The sequence below is a fragment of the Vibrio hepatarius genome (genome assembly GCF_011806575.1).
Lineage (GTDB): Bacteria > Pseudomonadota > Gammaproteobacteria > Enterobacterales > Vibrionaceae > Vibrio > Vibrio hepatarius_A.
The window spans coordinates 47,694-66,953 of record NZ_JAATOO010000005.1 but is presented as its reverse complement, the minus strand read 5'-3'; the positions used below and the strand labels follow the sequence as shown (position 1 = coordinate 66,953).

Sequence of the window (19,260 nt, the reverse complement as noted above, 5' to 3'; positions counted from 1 at the left end):
GGTCTTTCACATGGATATTTTTAAAAAACAAGAATCCAAAGTACGTTCATACTCAAACAGTTTTCCAGTGGTATTCAAAAAAGCAAAAGGTTGCTGGCTAGAAACTGAGCAAGGCGAGCGCTATCTGGACTTTCTTGCTGGTGCCGGTTCACTTAACTACGGACACAACAACCCAGTCCTTAAGCAAGCATTGCTTGAATACATCGAAGCTGACGGCATCACACACGGATTGGATATGCATTCCGAGGCGAAAGCAACGTTTCTTAAATCGCTGCAGCGTTACATCCTTGCTCCACGAGACCTAGATTACAAAGTCCAGTTTACTGGCCCAACAGGTACTAACGCTGTTGAAGCTGCGCTGAAACTAGCGCGTAAAGTGACTGGTCGCAGCAACATCGTTGCATTCACAAATGGTTTCCACGGCTGTACTGCGGGTGCGCTGGCAGCAACAGGTAACCAGCATCACCGTCAGGGTAATGGTGCACCGTTGAACAACGTCACTCGCATTCCGTATGACGGTTACGCGAATGTTGATGGTCTGGCGTTGTTCGAAACCATGCTGTCTGACAACTCAAGTGGTATGGACAAACCTGCGGCGGTTCTGCTTGAAACCGTTCAGGGTGAAGGTGGTTTGAACGTCGCATCAAACGAGTGGCTACAACGCCTGAGCAAAATCTGTAAAGCAAACGATATTCTATTGATCGTTGACGACATCCAAGCGGGTTGTGGTCGTACTGGTACCTTCTTCAGTTTTGAGCCATCAGGCATTAAGCCAGATATGGTGACGCTATCGAAATCAATTGGTGGTTACGGCCTGCCAATGGCGGTGGTCTTGCTCAAGCCTGAGCTTGACCAATGGAAACCGGGTGAGCACAACGGTACGTTCCGTGGTAACAACCACGCTTTCGTTACCGCGGCAAAAGCGCTAGAAATCTATTGGGCAGACGACCAGTTTGAAACGCACATTGGTCAATGTTCACAGACAGTGTCTAACACGATTCAGCGCCTACTTAAGCGTTACCCAGAGCTATTCGTACAGCAAAAGGGTCGCGGCATGATGATTGGTATTGAGTGCCGAAATGGTGATCTTTCGGACGAGATCGCTAAGACTTGTTTTGAACTGGGTATGGTGATTGAAACAGCGGGTCCTGATGATGAAATCGTTAAGTTCTTCTGTCCACTGACGATTACCGAACAAGAACTCGAGCAAGGCATGAGCATTTTTGAAAATGCGGTAGAAAGCGTTGCAACAAAATACTTTAAAAAAGCATCATAACAAGGAAGAAAACATGATTGTTAGAACACTAGATGAGTGTCGAAACAGTGAACGTAGAGTCGTAGCAGAAACATGGGAAAGTGTTCGCATGTTGTTGAAAGATGACAAAATGGGTTTTTCTTTCCATATCACGACCATCTTTGAAGGGACCGAAACACATATCCACTACCAGAACCACCTAGAGTCGGTGTACTGCATGAGTGGTGAAGGTGAAATCGAAGTGGTTGGCGGTGAAACTTACCCAATTAAACCGGGTACTTTGTACATTCTCGATAGACATGACGAGCACTACCTGCGCGCCTACAAGGGCAAAGAGATGGTAATGGCTTGTGTTTTCAATCCACCGATCACCGGCGCAGAAGTGCACGATGAAAACGGTGTCTACCCTCTGGTCGACTAACAGAGCGGCAGCGAGTGGGGCTCTGTGCCCCGCTATCTCAAATCCTCCTCACTCTCCATGTCATTAAATAATCGAGGTTATCTAATATGACTTATACCGTAGAAAAAATCGGCGGTACATCAATGACAGCATTCGATGCTGTACTCGAAAACATCATCCTACGTCCAGAAGAACACTACAAACGCGCATTTGTGGTGTCTGCTTACGGCGGCATTACCGATGCGCTATTGGAATGTAAGAAAACCGGCAAGCCTGGCGTTTACCAATTGATTGCGAAGCGGGATGAAGAATGGCGAGAGGCTCTGGATTATGTTGAGAAGCGTATGCTGCTGACCAACGAGAACATCTTTGCAGACCCAATGAATCGTATGCGAGCGGACAAGTTTATTCGCTCACGCATTTCTGAAGCGAAAAACTGTGTGACCAATATTATGGAAACCTGTCAGTACGGGCAGTTTTCGTTGAGACAGTACTTGCCACAGATTCGCGAGTTTTTATCGTCATTGGGTGAAGCACACAGCGCGTTTAATACTGCGTTAAAGCTGAAAAATATGGGTATCAACGCTACTTTTGTTGACCTATCAGGCTGGGATACACAAACGCCAAAAAGCTTGGATGAAACTATTCAAGACGCGTTTGACGGCATCGATATGGACAAAGAACTGCCGATTGTTACTGGTTACGCCTATTGTAAAGAAGGTCTAATGACGACCTACGATCGCGGCTACAGTGAAATGACGTTCAGCCGAGTAGCCTCCATTACTAACGCGGATTTGGCAATCATCCACAAAGAGTATCACTTAAGCTCGGCTGATCCTCGCGTGGTTGGCCCTGAGAAAGTGTTGCCGATTGGTCATACTAACTATGATGTTGCTGATCAGTTAGCGAACTTAGGCATGGAAGCGATTCACCCGAATGCGGCGGCTGGCCTTCGAGAAAGTGGTATTGAACTGCAAATCAAGAACACCTTTGAGCCAGAGCATCAAGGCACCTTGATCTCAAGTCAGTACAAACCAGATGAAGACCGCGTTGAGATTATCGCGGGCAAAGAGAAAGTATTTGCTTTGCACTTGTTTGACCAAGCGATGGTTGGTCAGGTGGACAACGTGAGCTGTGAGTTGATGGAAATTATCTCAGATGCACGCGTGAATCTGATTGGTAAAGAGATGAATGCAAACTCGATCACTTACTACCTGGGTGGCAGCACTGAAAGCCTGAACAAGGTGCTATACAAAGCGGAAAAACGTTATCCGAAAGCCTCGATTAAAGGACGTATGGTGGCGCTGATCTCTGTGATTGGTTCACAGATTGATACCAACAAAGCGTTGGCTCAGGGTGTGCTGGCGCTGATGAACAACGGTATTACACCAGCGGCGTTGCACTCATCGATGCGCAACGTCAACGTGCAGTTTGTGGTGAGTGACAAAGAGTACCAGAAAGCGATTTGTGCCTTACACGAAGAGTTGTTTGCCAAGCAAGACCACATTGCGATTGGTCAAGTCGCTTAATCTAGAGCAAGAAAAACGAATCATCTCCCCCTAACAAAAAGGCGATACCTAGGTATCGCCTTTTCTTTGATTACTTCTTCTGTGCTTGCTTTAGATATCGCGGTTTTCGGCAAACTTCTCTAAACCCAGCACCAGAGCAATCGCACACACCATCAGTACAATGGCGATGCCCAGTTGCGCCGGCTGTGACGTGACTGCTTCAAAATCAAAAGGCGATAAGTTTTCCTGTAACAACGGTACTTGCTCACCTTTAGAGTTCGTGCGCCATGTCAGCGTTTCTTTCCAAGGCCAGATCTTAGGCAGTGTGCCCAGCATCAAACCGGTCAAGAACACTAAAGTAAAATCGCGAAAGCGTCTTAGTAACCACGATAGTAGATGTGAAAACGTCAGTAGACCAGCTACGCAGCCTGAGAGAAACAGCGCCAGAATTGAGATATCAAACGATTTCACCGCGCCAAGCACGGGGGTATACATACCGATAAGCAGCAGAATAAAACTGCCCGAAATACCCGGTAAGATCATCGCACAAATGGCGATTGAACCCGCCAGCAGGACGTTAAGGCTGGTTGGTTCCATATGCAGAGGTTTTAGCACCGTAATGCTATAGGCGAATGCGACGCCCAGCAGCAGGAAGATAAAGCGGCTAAGTGTGCGTTGCTCGACCTGTTTAAGCATGTGGAACACCGAGACCAAAATCAGACCAAAAAAGAATGACCATAATGGGATCGGGTGAGTAACGAGTAACCAAGAGATTAACTTCGCTAAAGTGGCAATGCTGATGAAAATACCACCAAACAGTGAGATCAAGAACAAGCCGTTGATGTGATTGAATGCGGCTTTGAAGCCATCACGCTTCCAGATACCTAAGAGACTAGGGTTAACGCGTCGAATGCTTTCGAGCAGAGTGTCGTAAATGCCAGTAATAAAAGCGATAGTGCCACCTGAAACGCCTGGGACTACGTCAGCAGCGCCCATCGCTACCCCTTTCAGGAAAGTCGTAAAATAGTTCATGCTACTCGGTTGATAAAGTTAGGTGCTACGAGTATATCGACTCTAAGTTAAAAAAAGTATGAAAAATATTAAACTGATAGAAGCATTTATAAGAATCTTGTTTAATATTGTTTTGCAATTTATTCGCAAATTGCAATTTCATTTTGCATTCTGGCAACTCAATCCGGACAAAAAACGTGTGTTTTACTGCAAATATGGGCTTTGAAAAGTTGGCACGCATACTGCATTAATACAAATGACCCTTTTTAAGCCGAGGGTCACCTAGCCAACTGACGTTGTTAGTGAATGCATTTTGTTCACACAATATATAAGCCAATCGACTTTTGCGATTGGCTCTTTTTTTGCCTCAAATTCGTCCAAATTACATTTAATTCATCATGTTAGGTAACTTGAACGTGCTTCAAGTTTACACCTGCCGAGCGCACGTTTTTACAGCCTAGGCTCGACAAATTGCTCTAACTCCATTAATAATGTCGCCTTTCTTTTGGTGCCCACGATGAAAATTCGGGGTATTGCTGTTGAAATGGAGCGGGAGTCCCCGCTGTAGAGAGGAAACTTTTCAATAGAGAAATTTCAATAATCGCATAGGAAATCGCGCTACTTTTTTCGCGTGTGCTTGCGCCTAGCGATGAGCCAGTTTCAATGGCTCTTAACTCATTAGGGAAGATGAGTGACGAACAATAAAGAGGTTATATGAATCAGATAATTTCAATTGGACCGTTAGAATCTTTCTTAATCGCAATCAGCGTTCTATTCTTAGGTCACTTTGTCAATTCTAAGCTACCGATACTAAAGAAATTCAACATCCCAGAGCCCATTGTAGGTGGCTTAATTGTTGCCGTTTTTATTACCCTTATGCACTTCAATGGGGTGGATTTAGAATTTTCGCTACCGCTGCAAAACGTATTTATGCTGATGTTTTTCAGTACCGTTGGTCTTGCGGCGAACTACACGCAGTTGATGAAAGGTGGCGCTAAAGTCTTTGTTTTCCTTGCGGTCGCATCGTTTTACATCATTATTCAAAATGGGGTAGGCGTTTCATTGGCGACGGCATTGGGTCTCGATCCTTTGATGGGCTTAATCGCGGGTTCGATTACGCTCTCTGGCGGGCACGGAACTGGTGCAGCGTGGTCTACAACGTTTACCGAAAACTACGGCTTGAGTAATACGCTTGAGATCGCGATGGCATCGGCGACATTTGGTCTAATCATTGGCGGTATTATCGGTAGTCCAGTGGCGCAGAAACTGGTCGATAAGAACAACTTCGAGTCTGAATATGGCCGTGGTACTCAGACTCACGAGAAGTTCCCAGAAGTCATTACCTACAATGAATACGAAGAAGATAGAGTCACGGCGAAGAAAGTGATCGAAGTGCTGTTTATTCTGTTGATTTGTGTCACGGGTGCAAAGTATCTAGAGCAGTGGGTCAGCAGTTTTGAAGTCAAATGGTTGATGATTCCGGACTTCGTTTACGCGCTATTTATCGGTGTGTTCATCACCAATATTCTTGAAGTGACCAAACTACATAAAGTGAATGCGGAAACCATCGATATTTTGGGTACCGTGGCGTTATCGCTATTTCTAGCGATGGCGTTGATGAGCTTAAAGCTTTGGAACATTTTTGACCTTGCGATTCCATTCTTGGTGATTTTGGCGGTGCAATCTGTCGTGCTCGGTATTTTTGCTTACTTCGTGACATTTAAAGTCATGGGCTCGAATTACGATGCAGCCGTGATCGCTGGCGGTCATTGCGGTTTTGGCTTAGGCGCGACGCCAACAGCAGTAATGAATATGGGCTCAATCGTGAACAAATTTGGACCTTCACCACAAGCGTTTATGGTGGTACCTATCGTTGGCGCATTCTTTATTGATATCGTCAACCTAGTGATTCTACAAGGCTATATCTCTTTCCTCGGGTGAGTTGAGCCGCAAATAAAAACGCCCTGTCGGTGACAACAGGGCGTTTTCTGTTAGGTGTTATTTACTTTAGTCTCAATCGAGTGCCGTCAAATTTAAAATGACTGAGTAAATCCTTGGCGTTGGTTTTACCCGGTTCGTTAAATTTCACGCCGTATTTGGCGTATTGCATCGAACGTTGTAAGTTACACACTGTCCCGTATAGCGGTTCAAACGAACCGACTCGACCTGATTTGATTAATACGTAAAGCGCAATCTCTTCACCGATTTGGAAAGTGTGGTTAAGTGGAGAGGTTATAAACCGGCAGCCGCTTTTCGATAAGTCACGAATCTCGCAGTCAAACTTTCTACCTTCAGCGACAACTTTTGCTTCCAAGTTAACTTCAAATCTCGGCTCCTTACGCAGTTGAGAAACCTGCATGGTTGGCGGGATTGAAAGCATCACCATCGGCAAAGGGTCTTTGACAATATGGTGTATCTGGCTACGAAAATGAATCACTGCACCTTCACCTCGCGGTGATATTGCCCTAATCGTCGACCAGAAACCTTCTTGGAAGAAGTGATCAAGGTCTGTCTCCGGTACTTTGTCAGGCAACTCCGCCAGAATCATACTGTTCGAATGCGTGCCGATAAAAGCCGTTTTACAACGAAAAGTCATGCCAACTGGTGTCGTGATACCCATAGTAAGTTCGCCGCCATGTTCGATCATGGCTAAAGCATCAGCACTATGGACGGTGGTGACACTTCGGTCTTTACTCTCGGGATGTGAATCCTGGTCCTTCTCTACCGCTTGGGTATTCATCTAGTCTCCCTTTATCCCGCGTGTTATGTTTTTAATTAACGGGAAGATGTCGTTAGTCATAATGCTATGAACGATATAAATTTTATGTATAGCCAGTAATTAGTTCAAACATCAAATTGCCTGATTTATTTGAACTAGGTATCAGTTTTAGGAGTTTCATATGTCTCAAGTCCTATTTTTTGAGCCAGACAGCTCGCAATTTCGCGTCCACTTAGAGGGCGACTACTACGCGATCGTCAAATTCGAAGTTGAAAATGGCGTTTATGTCATCACTTCAACTAAGGTTCCAGAAGAACTCAGAGGTAAAGGTTACGGCAAAGTGATGATGGAAGCGGTACTGCCTGAGCTGGAAAAAATGGCGGTTAAAGTGAAGCCAGTTTGCAGCTACGTTGTCCACTATCTTGAGCGCAATCCTCAGTGGGCTCATCTTAAAGTTTAGTATGGCACATATGAATTATTTGGCTGTCGTTGAGCAACTTGGTTTTCGTACTCTTCATCGATGTGAAAAACTGCAAGTTTTATGGGGTGGATATGGCGAGTTGGTCAGGCTATTTGTTGATGACAGCAGCATTGTCATCAAACATGTGCGCCTGCCCAAACCAGAATCACATCCAAGGGGCTGGAACACCGACTTATCGCACCAGCGCAAGCTGAAATCGTATCAAGTGGAACTGAGTTGGTATCAACGCTATATCGCCCAGCTCAATGCTCATAGCCCTGCGCCAAACGCTTTGTGGGTTGAACAGCATGAAAATGAATGGCTATTGGTGATGGAAGACCTCAAACAACGCGGTTTTAGTCAAGTGATAACCCAAGCAAAGCCCAATCACTTGTGCGCGTGTTTACGCTGGTTAGCCTATTTTCACGCTCAGCACATCCAGTCGGATGCGAATAGACTTTGGGAGACAGGCACTTACTGGCATTTGGCTACTCGGCCTGATGAATTTGACGCTCTAGAAGACCAAACGTTGAAAGCGACGGCGGAGCAAATAGACCAAGTATTGAAACAGGCAGCATACCCAACTTTGGTTCATGGCGATGCTAAGTTGGCTAACTTCTGCTTTACCGAGCAAGGAGACCGCGCTGCAGCGGTGGATTTTCAATACGTCGGAGCCGGATGTGCGATGAAAGACGTTGCGTTATTTATGAGTAGCGCCGTTACGCCCGAAGAATGTCAGGCAACCGAACAGTGGTTGCTGGATGCATATTTCATGCACCTTAGACAAGCGTTAACCGAGTTGCGACCAGAGCTTGATGCGAGCGACGTCGAGCAAAAATGGCAACCACTGTTTGCTATCGCATGGGCCGATTTTCAGCGCTTCGTAAAAGGGTGGAGTCCAAACCATTGGAAAATAAATGCTTATACCGAAGCGCTAAAAGATAAAGCGCTAGAACAATTAAAGGCTTACTGAAAAGTAAGCCTGATTCTACTCATGTTTCTTGGGCTGTAGTTGAGCCAGTATTAGCCACTCTTAGAGCAAATGTCTGCAGATACAGGGATGAGGTTACGCTGGTTTGAAGATAGCTATGGTGAAGCATTAAGATCGACTGGACGATTTTGGTACCGATTCCGAGTGAGCCACTCTCGGCACCATCTTCAACTTGGTTCGATAAATAAAAATGGACACGAGAGTTGTCGTCACTCAACTTCGCTTGGCAGCTGACTTCTGAATCTGTTGGGCTGTGGCGAAGTGCGTTTTCCATTAGGTTGAGTATCAGCCGCTCTAGAAGTCCGTTGTCTCCGACAGTTTGTATTTCGTTATCCATTTCGAGATTCAACTTCACGTCTTTACGCTCAAACTGAGGTCGCATTGTCTCGACGCATTCTGAGATCAATACCGCCAAATCGATAGGGCGATAATCGTAATTGGGTGTTGGCGCGTCTTGCTTGGCGATCGCCAACAGCGAGTGCAATTGTTCTGAGAGCTTTTCAGCGTTTCGGTAGGCAACGTCAATCAGTGGGTTGGATTTCGGGTGCTGAAAGCGCCATGTCTCTAAATAACCCAGCACACTCGATAATGGTGTTTTTAAATCATGGCTAAGTTGTAATAAGCTCTGACGGCGATGTTCTGCTTGATACTCCAACTGCAAAAACTGCTGCTGGATATGTTTCGCCATCAAGTGAAAAGAGTGCGCAATCGGTACTAGCTCTGGGACTTGTCGAGTGAAATCCGGTTGGAGGTGAAAATCGTGCTCCGCCTGTTTTTGCAGTTGATTTGTCACTCGTTCGATAGGGCGAAGCAAGCTTCGTTTTACCAGCCAATAAGCACCTAACGCAAAGCCAAGAATCGAAACCAACACCAATCCTGCGAGGGCAATGTACGGTGTATCAACCTGTGCGTTAGCGATTGCGGTATGTCGCGTACTGCCTATCACCACATAAAGATAACCGATCGTTGAACCGAGCTCCTCGATAGCCGCCACTGAAAACACCTTGTGTTCACCGCGATTACGTGGGTCTTCACCTAAGATAGGAAACGGTTCATTGTTTAGGAATTGTCGGATAGGAACTAAGTCAACGGCCTCCATCATTTCAGTCCCTTCTGGTGCCGCATGGGTAGTAATATTACCTTGGCTATCAAGGAAATAAATTTCGAAATCGGGGCCAAGCAGCATCAAGGTGTGAAAAATGGTTTTCAACGCGTTGGGATTGTAATCCGTGCCTATCATTAGCGGGTTGTCATCGCGCATATGGCTTGCGAGTTCTTTGTGCAGGCTTTGTTTAGTGCCTTGTTCAATGGTCTCTTTTTGCCATTGATAGGTGAGTAAAATCGCAACCGAGGCCAAACAGAACCATAGGCTGGTAAAAATAATCAAGCGGGATTTAAAGCTCATTTTGTTCACCTCTCTAAACAACCGAAGTTACTGCTGAGGTTGAAATTTATAGCCTACGCCCCACACCGTCTGAATGAAGTGGTGCTGTGAATCAGACAAAGATAACTTACGCCTTAGCCGGTTGATGGTACTGCACACCGTATGGTGATAACCGGAATGGTCGGTATGCCAGACATAATCGAGTAACTCATCTTTGCTGTAGACTCTGCCAGGGCGAGTAGCAAGAAACTGAAGCAGGGTAAACTCAGTAGCCGTCAGCGCGATCTCTCGGTTGTTCAAAGAAACTTGATGCAGCTCGGGCAATATTTTCAATGCGCCAAACGTCATGCTCACTGGTGCAGCTTCATTTTCCACTTTCGCATCTACGGTTTGGTTGAGTCGACGCAGTACATTTCGCACTCTGGCTTGAAACTCCAACACACTGAAGGGCTTAGTGATGTAATCATCGACACCCGCCTCCAACCCTTCAACTTTGTCCATTTCTCCATCTTGGGCGGTCAGTATTAACACCGGACTCCAATCTTGCTGTTGGCGAAGAGCATGGCAAATATCTAAGCCGTCACCGTCTGGCAAGCCTCGATCAAGAACCAGTAAATCAAAAGGCTGTTGTTGGTATTGAGCCTTTGCATCGGCGATCGTAGTCACACGAGACACCCGATGCCCCTGAAACTTAAGGTGTATCTGCACCAGTTCTGCCAAGTCATCGTCATCTTCTACCAGCAAAATGTTGGCGACTGCATTGCCTGCTTGTCGTTCCATAAACCTTTCCCTGTGCTAGAGTTTTATCCCTCTGCACATGACCGGATTTATTTAGAGTTTCTTTCATTAAAGACATTTCTAGTAGTGTGGTTAATAAAGAGCCCGGCTAAAGGCTCTATGGAAAGCGCGACAACAGGCAACCTGAGTTACTCTATTCGCGTGATGGTGATTTTAGCACCGGGGTTTAAGAAGCGATGAACAGCAGACAGTGTTGAACTCGCTAATCCATCGTCTTGACTGACCACGCCCGGATGGAAACTCACCACGTCATTGCTGTCGTTTCGAGTTGCATTGAAGCCTTCACCACCACCTGCTGGCCCTGGGATCGTTGACGCCAACTCATCATTTGCTTCGGTACCAGAATCCCAAACATTCATGTTCATTTCAAAATGTTCACCCACGGAAAGCGATTTGAGTGACAGACCTGATTCACCGACAAACGCGTCGTTGGTGTTAACCAGCATCGACGCGACAGAGAGGTAGCCGTAGCTGTCTGGATCGACGGTGAAGGTGACTTGATCTGATGTGCCAGGAAGAATTAAACCATGCCCAGAGATCCCTTCATGGATATTAGCGTTGCCGTTCATCAGCGTAATCAGCTCCGCATTGCTGCCCCCCTCCGCTAAGCGTTCTAATTCAACGGAAGCACTTTGCCCGACGGAAAACAGCTGATAGCTCTCATTATGCGTGAGCAAAGCCAGAGGAGACATAGGCTGATTGGCGGTTAAGTTGGTGACATTGACCGTAAACCGATACGTCTTGTCGTCGTCAGTTTTTGGGCAGCCAGCGAGCAAAGCCACTGACGCTGCGACAAGTAAGATTCTGTATTTCATACATCCCCCCTTACTTAACGACAATGGTCATGGTGGCAACAGGGTTTAACCAACGGTGGTTGCTGCTGTCTAAGTCGCTGATGCCGCCTGTTGCATCGTTATCGCCCAAGTTACCCGGATGTATGTGAACTTTGTCGTTGCTCACGGTGGCTTCTACACCAGAACCGCCAGAGCCAAATGTAATAAACGGCGGGTTAGGCATACTGCTCGCTAACTCATCATTGGCTTCTGTGCCTGCGTCATAGCTAAGCAGCGTGGTTTGATAGATCCCAGATTTGGACGGGATTTTCCAGCTATCTAGGCCGACAAAACCGTCGTTGGTCGGCAGCAGCATCGCACTGAGAGAAAGGTATTTATGGCTGCCCGTGTTGATAGTAAACGTGGTCGCGACGCCTGGATTTAGAATGCCACCTGCAGGGTTTTCGACTACTTCGCCGCCAGCGTTACCAATTAAGCTCGATAAACCAGAGATATCACCACCTTCCGCCATGGCTTCAAGTTCTGGCGTCGCAGCGTCACCCGCTCTAAACATCTGTAGATCCGAACCGTGAGCAGCAACGATCAGTGGCGTAAAGTAGATCCCTTTTGTTGCGTTGGTGATTGTTATCTCCAGCTCTTTTGCATTGATTGCACCTGAGCCAAGAGCGAGCGCAACTGAAGTCATGATGAGTCCGAGTTGGGTAGGTTTTTTCATTGTAATTCCATCCTTTAATGAGAGTAAATTCCCAAGTCCTGTTACGGCTTTTCCAAATGGACGACTTGAGTCACTGAGGCGCTACGTTTTGAATGTATTGCGCTTACTTTCAAGGATGACGAATAGATCTCTCGGCAATATCACCGAATTCTCATAAAACTCTCACAACTTTGGAACGAGTTTATTTGCTTAAACCGTGTGGCGTCTTTGATGATTTTTACTAAAAGGGGGGGGGGGGGAATTAAATAATTGAAGAGTGAATTTGAGGTTCTAGCTGGATGAAGGAATACAGGCTTACCCTAGAGTAAGCCTAAACGAGTTAAGATTTAATCCGCGCCATAAAATAGGTATTGATATATTCACCGTCTCGGTACGAACCAAATTTCGCTTCGCCTTCAATTTCAAAGCCAAATTTTTTGTAGCACGCAATCGCTTTTTCGTTGTCGCTGTTTACTTCGATTTGAATTCTCTTCACCTGTAGCCAGTTGTCGGCGAGATCAATCACGGTTTCAATCAACTTGCTGCCAATGCCCAACCCATGAAAGTCATCGTGAACCCCGATTCCAAATGAGGCGCAGTGCGCGGTCCTAGGGCGTTGGGAATGCTCAAAGCCAATGTTCCCGACGACGCGTCCGTCCACTTCGGCGACAAAGCTATAAACGCCTGCCGGCATGTTTTCCAGTCGTTTCGTCCACATGGCGAAAGAAGGTTTTGGCAGTTGCAGAGTTTCACGCTGTGCGTTCGGCTGTGAATAGATATCGCATAATGCAGCAGCATCACTAACTAACGTAGGACGAATGATTATTTCCATATAATTATCTTCTCGACTGGTTCAACATTTCTCAACAATAGCGATTAATTTGTATTTGTTAAAGTGTTGTTTTAAAGAAAATTTTTAAGTCTATAATTTGATTTTCTTTTTATTAATCGCTCAACCAGAGAATAGAACCTTGTTTATTACTTTTTATGGCTATAATGTAAAATAAAAATACAATTCGGATATATAAAATGGATCAGTCGGCTAGTTGGAAAAACCCACAAAACTTCCTGTTAATAATTTCAATCGTGGTGCCCATCGCGTTCTCAAGTTGGATGGCGTTACTGAATAATTTTGTGATTGAAAAAGCCAATTTTGATGGTGCAGACATTGGTTTGCTGCAAAGCGTGCGCGAAATTCCGGGCTTTTTAGCGTTTACCGCGGTGTTTGTTCTGTTGTTTATCCGTGAGCAAAAATTCATTCTGTTATCGCTTTGTGCGCTGACATTAGGCACGGCGCTGACCGGATTCTTTCCTTCATTGTTTGGTTTGTTGCTGACGACTTTATTAATGTCGACAGGCTTCCACTACTTCGAAACGCTCAAACAATCGCTCTCGCTGCAATGGTTGTCGAAAGATGAAGCGCCAGAAATGCTGGGCAAATTCATTTCCGTTGGCGCACTGGCTTCCCTCTGTACTTACGGCGCGCTTTGGGTGTGTTTAGAAGTGCTCAACATGGACTTTAAGTGGGTTTATCTGAGTTTTGGTGGCGTGGGTTTTCTGTTGGTATTGTGGATGACGTTGGCTTTTCCACAGTTTAAGTCTGAAGTGCCGCAAAATAAAAAACTGGTACTGAGAAAACGCTATTGGCTTTACTACGCTTTAACGTTTATGAGCGGCGCTCGCCGTCAGATCTTTACTGTGTTTGCGGGCTTCTTGATGGTGGAAAAATTTGGCTATTCCGCTGCGGATATCACCATGCTGTTTTTGATCAATTACTTATTTAACTTCCTGTTTGCGAAAAAAATTGGTCGCTTTATCGGTAAAGTCGGCGAGCGAAAAGCTCTGATGTTCGAATACACCGGCCTAATTTGTGTCTTTATCGGTTACGCCTTGGTTCAATCGGCGGAATGGGCAGCCGCGCTATACGTGGTCGATCATCTGTTCTTTGCGTTAGCGCTGGCAATTAAAACCTACTTCCAAAAAATCGCTGACCCGGCAGATATGGCATCCACCGCAGGTGTCGCATTTACCATCAACCATATCGCAGCGGTGTTTATCCCGGTCACATTTGGTTTGATTTGGTTGGTATCGCCGGCGGCGGTGTTTTACATTGGTGCAGCGATGGCGAGCGTCTCATTTGCGTTGTCGATGAACATTCCAGCGCAGCCAGACGAAGGCAATGAAGTGCGCGTTTTAAGATGGAGTTAATCTAAGATGAAGATCGGAATCATTGGTTTAGGTGACATTGCGCAGAAAGCGTATTTGCCCATCATTAGCCAGCTAGACAATGTCGAACCGATATTTTGCACCCGTAATGCACAGACGTTGGCGCAGTTAAGCCAAAAATACCGAGTCTCCCAATCTTGCCAAGATTATCGTCAATTAGTGGAGCTGGGTGTTGACGCCGTAATGGTACACGCGGCGACGTCTGTACATACCCAGATCGCCGGTTACTTTCTTAAGCTGGGCATTCCGACGTTTGTCGATAAACCACTCGCCGATAGCGCGGCGGACGTAGAAGAGTTGTATGAGCTCGCCGAACGGCATCGGACGCCGCTTTACGTTGGCTTTAATCGCCGCCATATCCCACTTTTTAACCAATCGATGCCAGAGTACCAATTCGGTCAATGTGGCGATTTGCTGTCATTACGCTGGGAAAAACATCGGTTGGACCTTCCGGGTAAGATTCGTACCTTTGTGTTCGACGACTTTATTCATCCTTTGGATAGCATCAATCTAAACGCCAAAACGACGTTGGATGATGTCTACGTCACCCAGCAGTTTTCAGGTCAGCAACTGGCGCGGTTAGATGTACAGTGGCAAGTGGGTAACACTCTTTTACACGCGTCGATGAACCGCCAGTTTGGTATTACCTCAGAGCGCGTATCCGCCAGCTACACCAACCAAGCGTTTGAGTTTGATTCGTTCACTCAAGGTCGTTGTTGGCAAAACGGCGAGGAATCGGTACTGCGTTTGAAAGACTGGACACCAATGTTAGCGAGCAAAGGTTTTGAGGCGATGATCGCAGACTGGATTCAAGTGATCGAGCAAGGCAAACTCGACACTTCGGTGATGGTGAGAAATATCGCCAGTCACCAACTGGCAGAACGCTTAGTCGAAAAGCTACACGCTAAGTTGCGCTAAGCGAGACTGCAAAAACTCGATGAATACCTTAATCTGGCTCGGGATGTATTTTGATTGTGCATACTGAGCCACGACTTGCCCCTGATAACGCCCTAATAAGCGCCATTCTGGCAATAGTTCGACTACTTCACCTGACGTAATATAATCACGAATCGTGAACTCAGGTAAAACGGTAACTCCCATCCCTCGCAACATCGCTTCTCGGCGCAACTCACTGTGGTTGACGGCGAAACTGCCGCGAATACCAATCGAGTGCTTTTCTTCGTGGCGCAAAAATTCCCAAATGCAATCTTTAGGGTCTTCACCTAAGCGGATGCAATTGTGTTCGCTTAGCTCGCTCGGGTGGTTAAGCTCGCCATGTTGCGCGAGATAGCTTGGGCTGGCGCACAGCACCAACTTATAACTGCCCAGCGGTTTAGCGATCAGTCCCACCACTGGCGTTTCAGTGATATGGATGATGACGTCGACTTCATCGCCGATCGGATCAATGTAATGATCAGCGACTTTCAGTTGCAACTCAACTTGAGGGTACGCGGCGCTGAAATCGAGAATGTGCGGCATCAATACTTGTCTCGACCACGCTTTGGGCGCGGCGACTCGCAGCGAACCAGAGACAGTTGCTTTGTCGACCTGAGCCGCAGATACCGCCAGCTTCGCCGCACTAAGCATATCGCGACAAAGGTTAAAGACTTGCTGACCTGTTGCACTTAAACGCATCTGGCGCGTGGTGCGTTCAAGTAGTTTCTCTTCCAGCGCACCCTCCAACCGCGCAATTGAACGGCTTATTGATGACGGAGCGACGCCAAGTTTCGTCGCTGCGGCTGAGAAACTCCCTGACTCAACCACCTGCACGAAAACTGCCATCTCTGACAATAAAGGGATGAGCTTATTTGTATCCATAATGCAATTATCCTTTGCGCAATGGCTGTATTGTTTCGGTATGGTTACTTATAGATACTGCTTAAGTCAATATGTAAGCCAAAAGGAGACGGCGATGACCACGGCAGAGAGTTCATATTTAAGGCGAGGAGTTCGCCTACCGGTAACCGAAGGGCTGTTATTGCTGGTGGCGGTATTTTGGGGAACCAGTTATGGACTCACCAAAAGTGCGTTGCTGTATACCAGTGTTTTGGTGTTTATTGCGATTCGTTTCTCAATCACTTTTTTGTCCATCTTACCTGTGGTGATTCGAGATTTTCGTCGAGGTCTGAATCAAGACTGGTCAATTGCGATACCGACCGGTTTTATTCTCTCGGCGATTTTTTTATGCGAAGTGTTCGGAGTAGCGCAAACCTCGGCGTCTAATGCAGCTTTTTTGATCAGCTTAAGCGTGATTCTAACGGCGTTTGCGGAGTTGGTGATCAATAAAAAGCGCGTGAGTAATACCTTGTTAGTGCTCACGCTATGCAGTGTTGTCGGCGTATTACTGCTGACCAGCAAACAAGGCTTTGAGCTGTCACTAAATCGAGGTGACTACTTGATCCTCACCGCTGCGCTATTGAGGGCGTTGATGGTGACGTCAACCAAGCGGTTTACCGAAGGTAAAAGGATCACAACCTCAACGCTTACCTGTCTGCAGTCGTTGGTAGTGGCGCTGGTCGCATTGGTCGCGGCGTGGGGCTATTTGCCGAGTTCACAATTCGTGCTGCCAGTAGAACAGGAGTTTTGGTTGATCGTCGCCTATCTGGTGCTGTTTTGTACCTTGTTTGCGTTCTACGTGCAGAATTACGCGGTGAGAAAAACGTCACCCACACGGGTCTCTTTATTGATGGGCAGCGAACCATTGTTTGGCGCTCTGTTTGCTATGTTGTGGCTGCAGGAGTCATTATCGGCGCTGCAATTGTTGGGAGGAGGGTTAATTCTTGTGAGCGTAGTTGTCACATCTGTTCGTGAAAATTAACATCGCTGAGATTATACTGGATGGTCATTCGGTCGAGCCCGCAAGCTATGGAGATGTCAATGACCAAACCTCTCAACGAGTGCATTGTGCCAATGTACCCGACCATCCAGGCTCTGGATGTGAACTCACTAAACGCCGGAGAGTATAAGTTCTGGTTTGCCGTCGCAACCGATGCGATTGGTCATCCACAAACCCTGCCTGTCAGAGTGTTTAAAGGGGCAAAAGAGGGGAAACGCTTTGTGATCACAGCGGGTGTTCACGGTGATGAACAAAACGGCATTCTTACCGCACAACGTTTAGCGCGCGAGTTGGTGGGTAAAGAGATCGCTGGCGTGGTGACGATTGTACCAACGGTTAACCTGTCGGGGATTGCCCGTCATAGTCGTGACTTTCATTCCGCGGCACCGGATAGCTCTTCTGCCAACTTAAACCGAGTGTTTCCCGGCAGTCCAAACGGTGATGATGCCAGTCGTTACGCGAATAGTTTGTGGGAAAATCTGCTCAAGCCAAACGCAGACCTAGCGATTGATCTTCACTCTCAAACCAGCGGCTCGGCGTATCCGCTTTATGCGTTTGCCGACTACCGTTTAGAAGATGCGATTAGCATGGCAAGGTTGATCAATCCTGATGTGATTCTTAACGACCCGGGCGACCCTGGGATTCTTGAAACCGTCTATAACCGAGCGGGGATCGCTTCTATTACCATCGAAGTCGGTATCGGGCGTTACACCGACTTAGAGATGGTCGACAGAGCGACACGTGGCGTACTCAATATTCTGAAAGCTTATGAAGTGATTGCCGGCAGCGTTGACTCTGCGCCGACTCCTTGCGTGGAAGGTAACGAGATTGTCAGCGTCCGTGCGAGCCAAGGTGGATTTGTGATTTGTCACGTTGAATTGATGGACCGCGTGAGCGAAGGGCAAACGCTGGCAACGCAATACAACAGTTTTGGTGATGAAGTCGAAACCTATCGTTCGCCAATCGATGGCACAGTGATCAGCCACAATGTTGAATCGGTCAGAGCGCCCGGTTCGCTGGTGGTTAGACTGATTCGATAAGCAGCTAAAAAGCGCCGATTTAGACCGGCGCTTTTTTGTGTATGCGTTAAGTGAGTGACACTTCGACGTCACTTTGTATCTGGCTTGAGCAGGCGAGGGTATAGCCTTGCGCCAGTTCTTCTTCTGTCAGCGTTTCTGTACTGGTTCGGCTTACTTCGCCTTTGGTTACCTTACATTTGCAAGAGCCACACATGCCACTACGACAGGCAATGATGATTGGTACGCCATTTTCTTCCAGCACATCGGCTAACGTCGCGCCTTGTTCGACTTGTGTTGCCACACCGAAGGCAGGGACTTCAAACTGCACTGCGCCACCGCCGCTGTTTTCTGTATGCGCTTCAATTGGTGTAAAACTCTCTTGATGGAACTGCGATGGCTCAACCCCAAGTGCTAAGGCGTTCTGTTCCATATCCTGCATGAACTGCGTTGGACCACACAGATAAACCGTCCGTTCGCATAGATCAGGACATAATGCGCTTAACCATTCTTTGTCCAAGCGTCCTTGGGGATGCGTTGTCGCCGTGTTGTCTTTGAGCAGTAAGCGCAAATTGAAGTTTGGGTACAAGGCGTGTAGCGTCTCAAGTTCATCGAAATAAATCGTCTGTTCGCTGCTTTTCGCCATATGGATAAAAGTAATTTCGATGTTTGCCTGCTCTTTTAACCAAGTTTTTGCCATCGATATTACTGGCGTGATACCACACCCGGCGCTTAGCAGCGCAACTTTGGACTTTGGTACGCAATCTACGGAGTTAAATGGCCCCGTTGGTGCTAGTACCGCCACTTCATCACCGACATTAAAGTTGTCGATCATATGATTCGATACCAAGCCGCCATCAACGCGTTTAACCGTCAGTTGCAGAAAGTGTTCTGCCGGCGTCGAGCTGATCGAGTAGGCGCGATATTCCATCTTGCCAGCCAGTTCAAACCCCAATGAAACAAACTGTCCCGGTTTAAAATCGAATGTGAGCGGCTCTTGCCCATTCGGATCGGATTGGTTGCTCGCTAGCTTAAAACTAAAGGTATCAGAAGTTTCCTGCCACTTGTCGATGCAGTGCAGCGTCGTAGGCTGATTATTTTGCCATTCATTAATCATGGAGTTCTCTCATACAAAAGTGCCCAGCCAAAAATTTGGCCGGGCAAGGGA

Annotated in this window: 19 protein-coding genes; 10 read left to right on the top strand and 9 right to left on the bottom strand. The window is 46.9% G+C overall.

Going from position 1 to position 19,260, the window contains the following annotated elements; all coding sequences use genetic code 11:
* Positions 1 to 10 precede the first annotated feature (10 nt).
* The 3 genes from ectB to HCZ42_RS05170 all read left to right on the top strand — a co-directional run bounded on the left by ectB (position 11) and on the right by HCZ42_RS05170 (position 3,184).
* The gene (ectB, locus tag HCZ42_RS05180; RefSeq protein ID WP_167419678.1) at positions 11 to 1,276 is read left to right on the top strand and encodes a diaminobutyrate--2-oxoglutarate transaminase; all 1,266 of its coding nucleotides are present in this window, start codon (positions 11 to 13) and stop codon (positions 1,274 to 1,276) included.
* A gap of 13 nt (positions 1,277 to 1,289) precedes the next feature.
* Positions 1,290 to 1,676 (top strand): ectoine synthase, encoded by a 387-nt coding sequence (locus HCZ42_RS05175; protein WP_167419677.1) that lies wholly within the window; start codon positions 1,290 to 1,292, stop codon positions 1,674 to 1,676.
* Positions 1,677 to 1,762: 86 nt separating this feature from the next.
* Positions 1,763 to 3,184 carry an aspartate kinase gene (locus HCZ42_RS05170; protein WP_167419676.1) on the top strand — a complete coding sequence of 474 codons (1,422 nt, stop codon included), beginning with the start codon at positions 1,763 to 1,765 and terminating at the stop codon, positions 3,182 to 3,184.
* A 90-nt stretch (positions 3,185 to 3,274) separates the two neighbouring features.
* On the opposite strand, the gene HCZ42_RS05165 is transcribed toward HCZ42_RS05170, so the two are convergent.
* A complete protein-coding gene (locus HCZ42_RS05165) occupies positions 3,275 to 4,195 on the bottom strand; it encodes a DUF368 domain-containing protein (protein WP_167419675.1) in 921 nt (306 codons plus the stop codon).
* A gap of 693 nt (positions 4,196 to 4,888) precedes the next feature.
* On the opposite strand from HCZ42_RS05165, the gene gltS reads away from it, so the two are divergent.
* A complete protein-coding gene (gene gltS, locus HCZ42_RS05160; protein WP_167419674.1) occupies positions 4,889 to 6,115 on the top strand; it encodes a sodium/glutamate symporter in 1,227 nt (408 codons plus the stop codon).
* Between the two features lie 61 nt (positions 6,116 to 6,176).
* Here gltS and HCZ42_RS05155 read toward each other — a convergent pair whose 3' ends face one another.
* Positions 6,177 to 6,914 carry a PilZ domain-containing protein gene (locus HCZ42_RS05155; RefSeq protein WP_167419673.1) on the bottom strand — a complete coding sequence of 246 codons (738 nt, stop codon included), beginning with the start codon at positions 6,912 to 6,914 and terminating at the stop codon, positions 6,177 to 6,179.
* Positions 6,915 to 7,074: 160 nt separating this feature from the next.
* Between HCZ42_RS05155 and HCZ42_RS05150 the strand changes: the two genes are divergently transcribed.
* Both HCZ42_RS05150 and HCZ42_RS05145 read left to right on the top strand, forming a co-directional pair.
* Positions 7,075 to 7,353: a GNAT family N-acetyltransferase gene (locus HCZ42_RS05150; RefSeq protein ID WP_167419672.1), complete on the top strand. Its 279-nt coding sequence runs from the start codon at positions 7,075 to 7,077 to the stop codon at positions 7,351 to 7,353.
* 10 nt (positions 7,354 to 7,363) lie between these two features.
* Positions 7,364 to 8,326: a phosphotransferase gene (locus HCZ42_RS05145; RefSeq protein ID WP_167419800.1), complete on the top strand. Its 963-nt coding sequence runs from the start codon at positions 7,364 to 7,366 to the stop codon at positions 8,324 to 8,326.
* Positions 8,327 to 8,345: 19 nt separating this feature from the next.
* Here the strand turns inward: HCZ42_RS05145 and HCZ42_RS05140 are convergent, their stop codons facing one another.
* From HCZ42_RS05140 to HCZ42_RS05120, 5 genes are all read right to left on the bottom strand, one after another.
* Positions 8,346 to 9,749, bottom strand: a complete 1,404-nt coding sequence (locus HCZ42_RS05140; protein WP_167419671.1) for a sensor histidine kinase — start codon at positions 9,747 to 9,749, stop codon at positions 8,346 to 8,348.
* A gap of 27 nt (positions 9,750 to 9,776) precedes the next feature.
* On the bottom strand, positions 9,777 to 10,508 hold the full coding sequence (locus HCZ42_RS05135) for a response regulator transcription factor (protein ID WP_167419670.1): 732 nt from the start codon (positions 10,506 to 10,508) through the stop codon (positions 9,777 to 9,779).
* A gap of 146 nt (positions 10,509 to 10,654) precedes the next feature.
* Positions 10,655 to 11,341, bottom strand: a complete 687-nt coding sequence (locus tag HCZ42_RS05130; RefSeq protein ID WP_167419669.1) for a spondin domain-containing protein — start codon at positions 11,339 to 11,341, stop codon at positions 10,655 to 10,657.
* Positions 11,342 to 11,351: 10 nt separating this feature from the next.
* A complete protein-coding gene (locus tag HCZ42_RS05125) occupies positions 11,352 to 12,035 on the bottom strand; it encodes a spondin domain-containing protein (RefSeq protein WP_167419668.1) in 684 nt (227 codons plus the stop codon).
* A gap of 319 nt (positions 12,036 to 12,354) precedes the next feature.
* A complete protein-coding gene (locus tag HCZ42_RS05120; protein ID WP_167419667.1) occupies positions 12,355 to 12,846 on the bottom strand; it encodes a GNAT family N-acetyltransferase in 492 nt (163 codons plus the stop codon).
* A 197-nt stretch (positions 12,847 to 13,043) separates the two neighbouring features.
* Between HCZ42_RS05120 and HCZ42_RS05115 the strand changes: the two genes are divergently transcribed.
* Both HCZ42_RS05115 and HCZ42_RS05110 read left to right on the top strand, forming a co-directional pair.
* Entirely contained in the window at positions 13,044 to 14,222 is a 1,179-nt protein-coding gene (locus HCZ42_RS05115) for an MFS transporter (protein ID WP_167419666.1), read from the top strand.
* A gap of 6 nt (positions 14,223 to 14,228) precedes the next feature.
* Positions 14,229 to 15,158, top strand: a complete 930-nt coding sequence (locus tag HCZ42_RS05110; RefSeq protein ID WP_167419665.1) for a Gfo/Idh/MocA family protein — start codon at positions 14,229 to 14,231, stop codon at positions 15,156 to 15,158.
* Here the strand turns inward: HCZ42_RS05110 and HCZ42_RS05105 are convergent.
* On the bottom strand, positions 15,138 to 16,058 hold the full coding sequence (locus HCZ42_RS05105; RefSeq protein ID WP_167419664.1) for a LysR family transcriptional regulator: 921 nt from the start codon (positions 16,056 to 16,058) through the stop codon (positions 15,138 to 15,140). The genes HCZ42_RS05110 and HCZ42_RS05105 overlap by 21 nt on opposite strands.
* 94 nt (positions 16,059 to 16,152) lie before the next feature.
* Between HCZ42_RS05105 and HCZ42_RS05100 the strand changes: the two genes are divergently transcribed.
* Complete coding sequence (locus tag HCZ42_RS05100; RefSeq protein ID WP_167419663.1) at positions 16,153 to 17,058, top strand: DMT family transporter; 906 nt, start codon at positions 16,153 to 16,155, stop codon at positions 17,056 to 17,058.
* Positions 17,059 to 17,117: 59 nt separating this feature from the next.
* Positions 17,118 to 18,116: a succinylglutamate desuccinylase/aspartoacylase family protein gene (locus tag HCZ42_RS05095; protein ID WP_167419662.1), complete on the top strand. Its 999-nt coding sequence runs from the start codon at positions 17,118 to 17,120 to the stop codon at positions 18,114 to 18,116.
* 46 nt (positions 18,117 to 18,162) lie between these two features.
* Here HCZ42_RS05095 and HCZ42_RS05090 read toward each other — a convergent pair whose 3' ends face one another.
* Positions 18,163 to 19,209, bottom strand: coding sequence for a hybrid-cluster NAD(P)-dependent oxidoreductase (locus HCZ42_RS05090; RefSeq protein WP_167419661.1), 1,047 nt, complete (start codon positions 19,207 to 19,209; stop codon positions 18,163 to 18,165).
* Between the last annotated feature and the right edge of the window lie 51 nt (positions 19,210 to 19,260).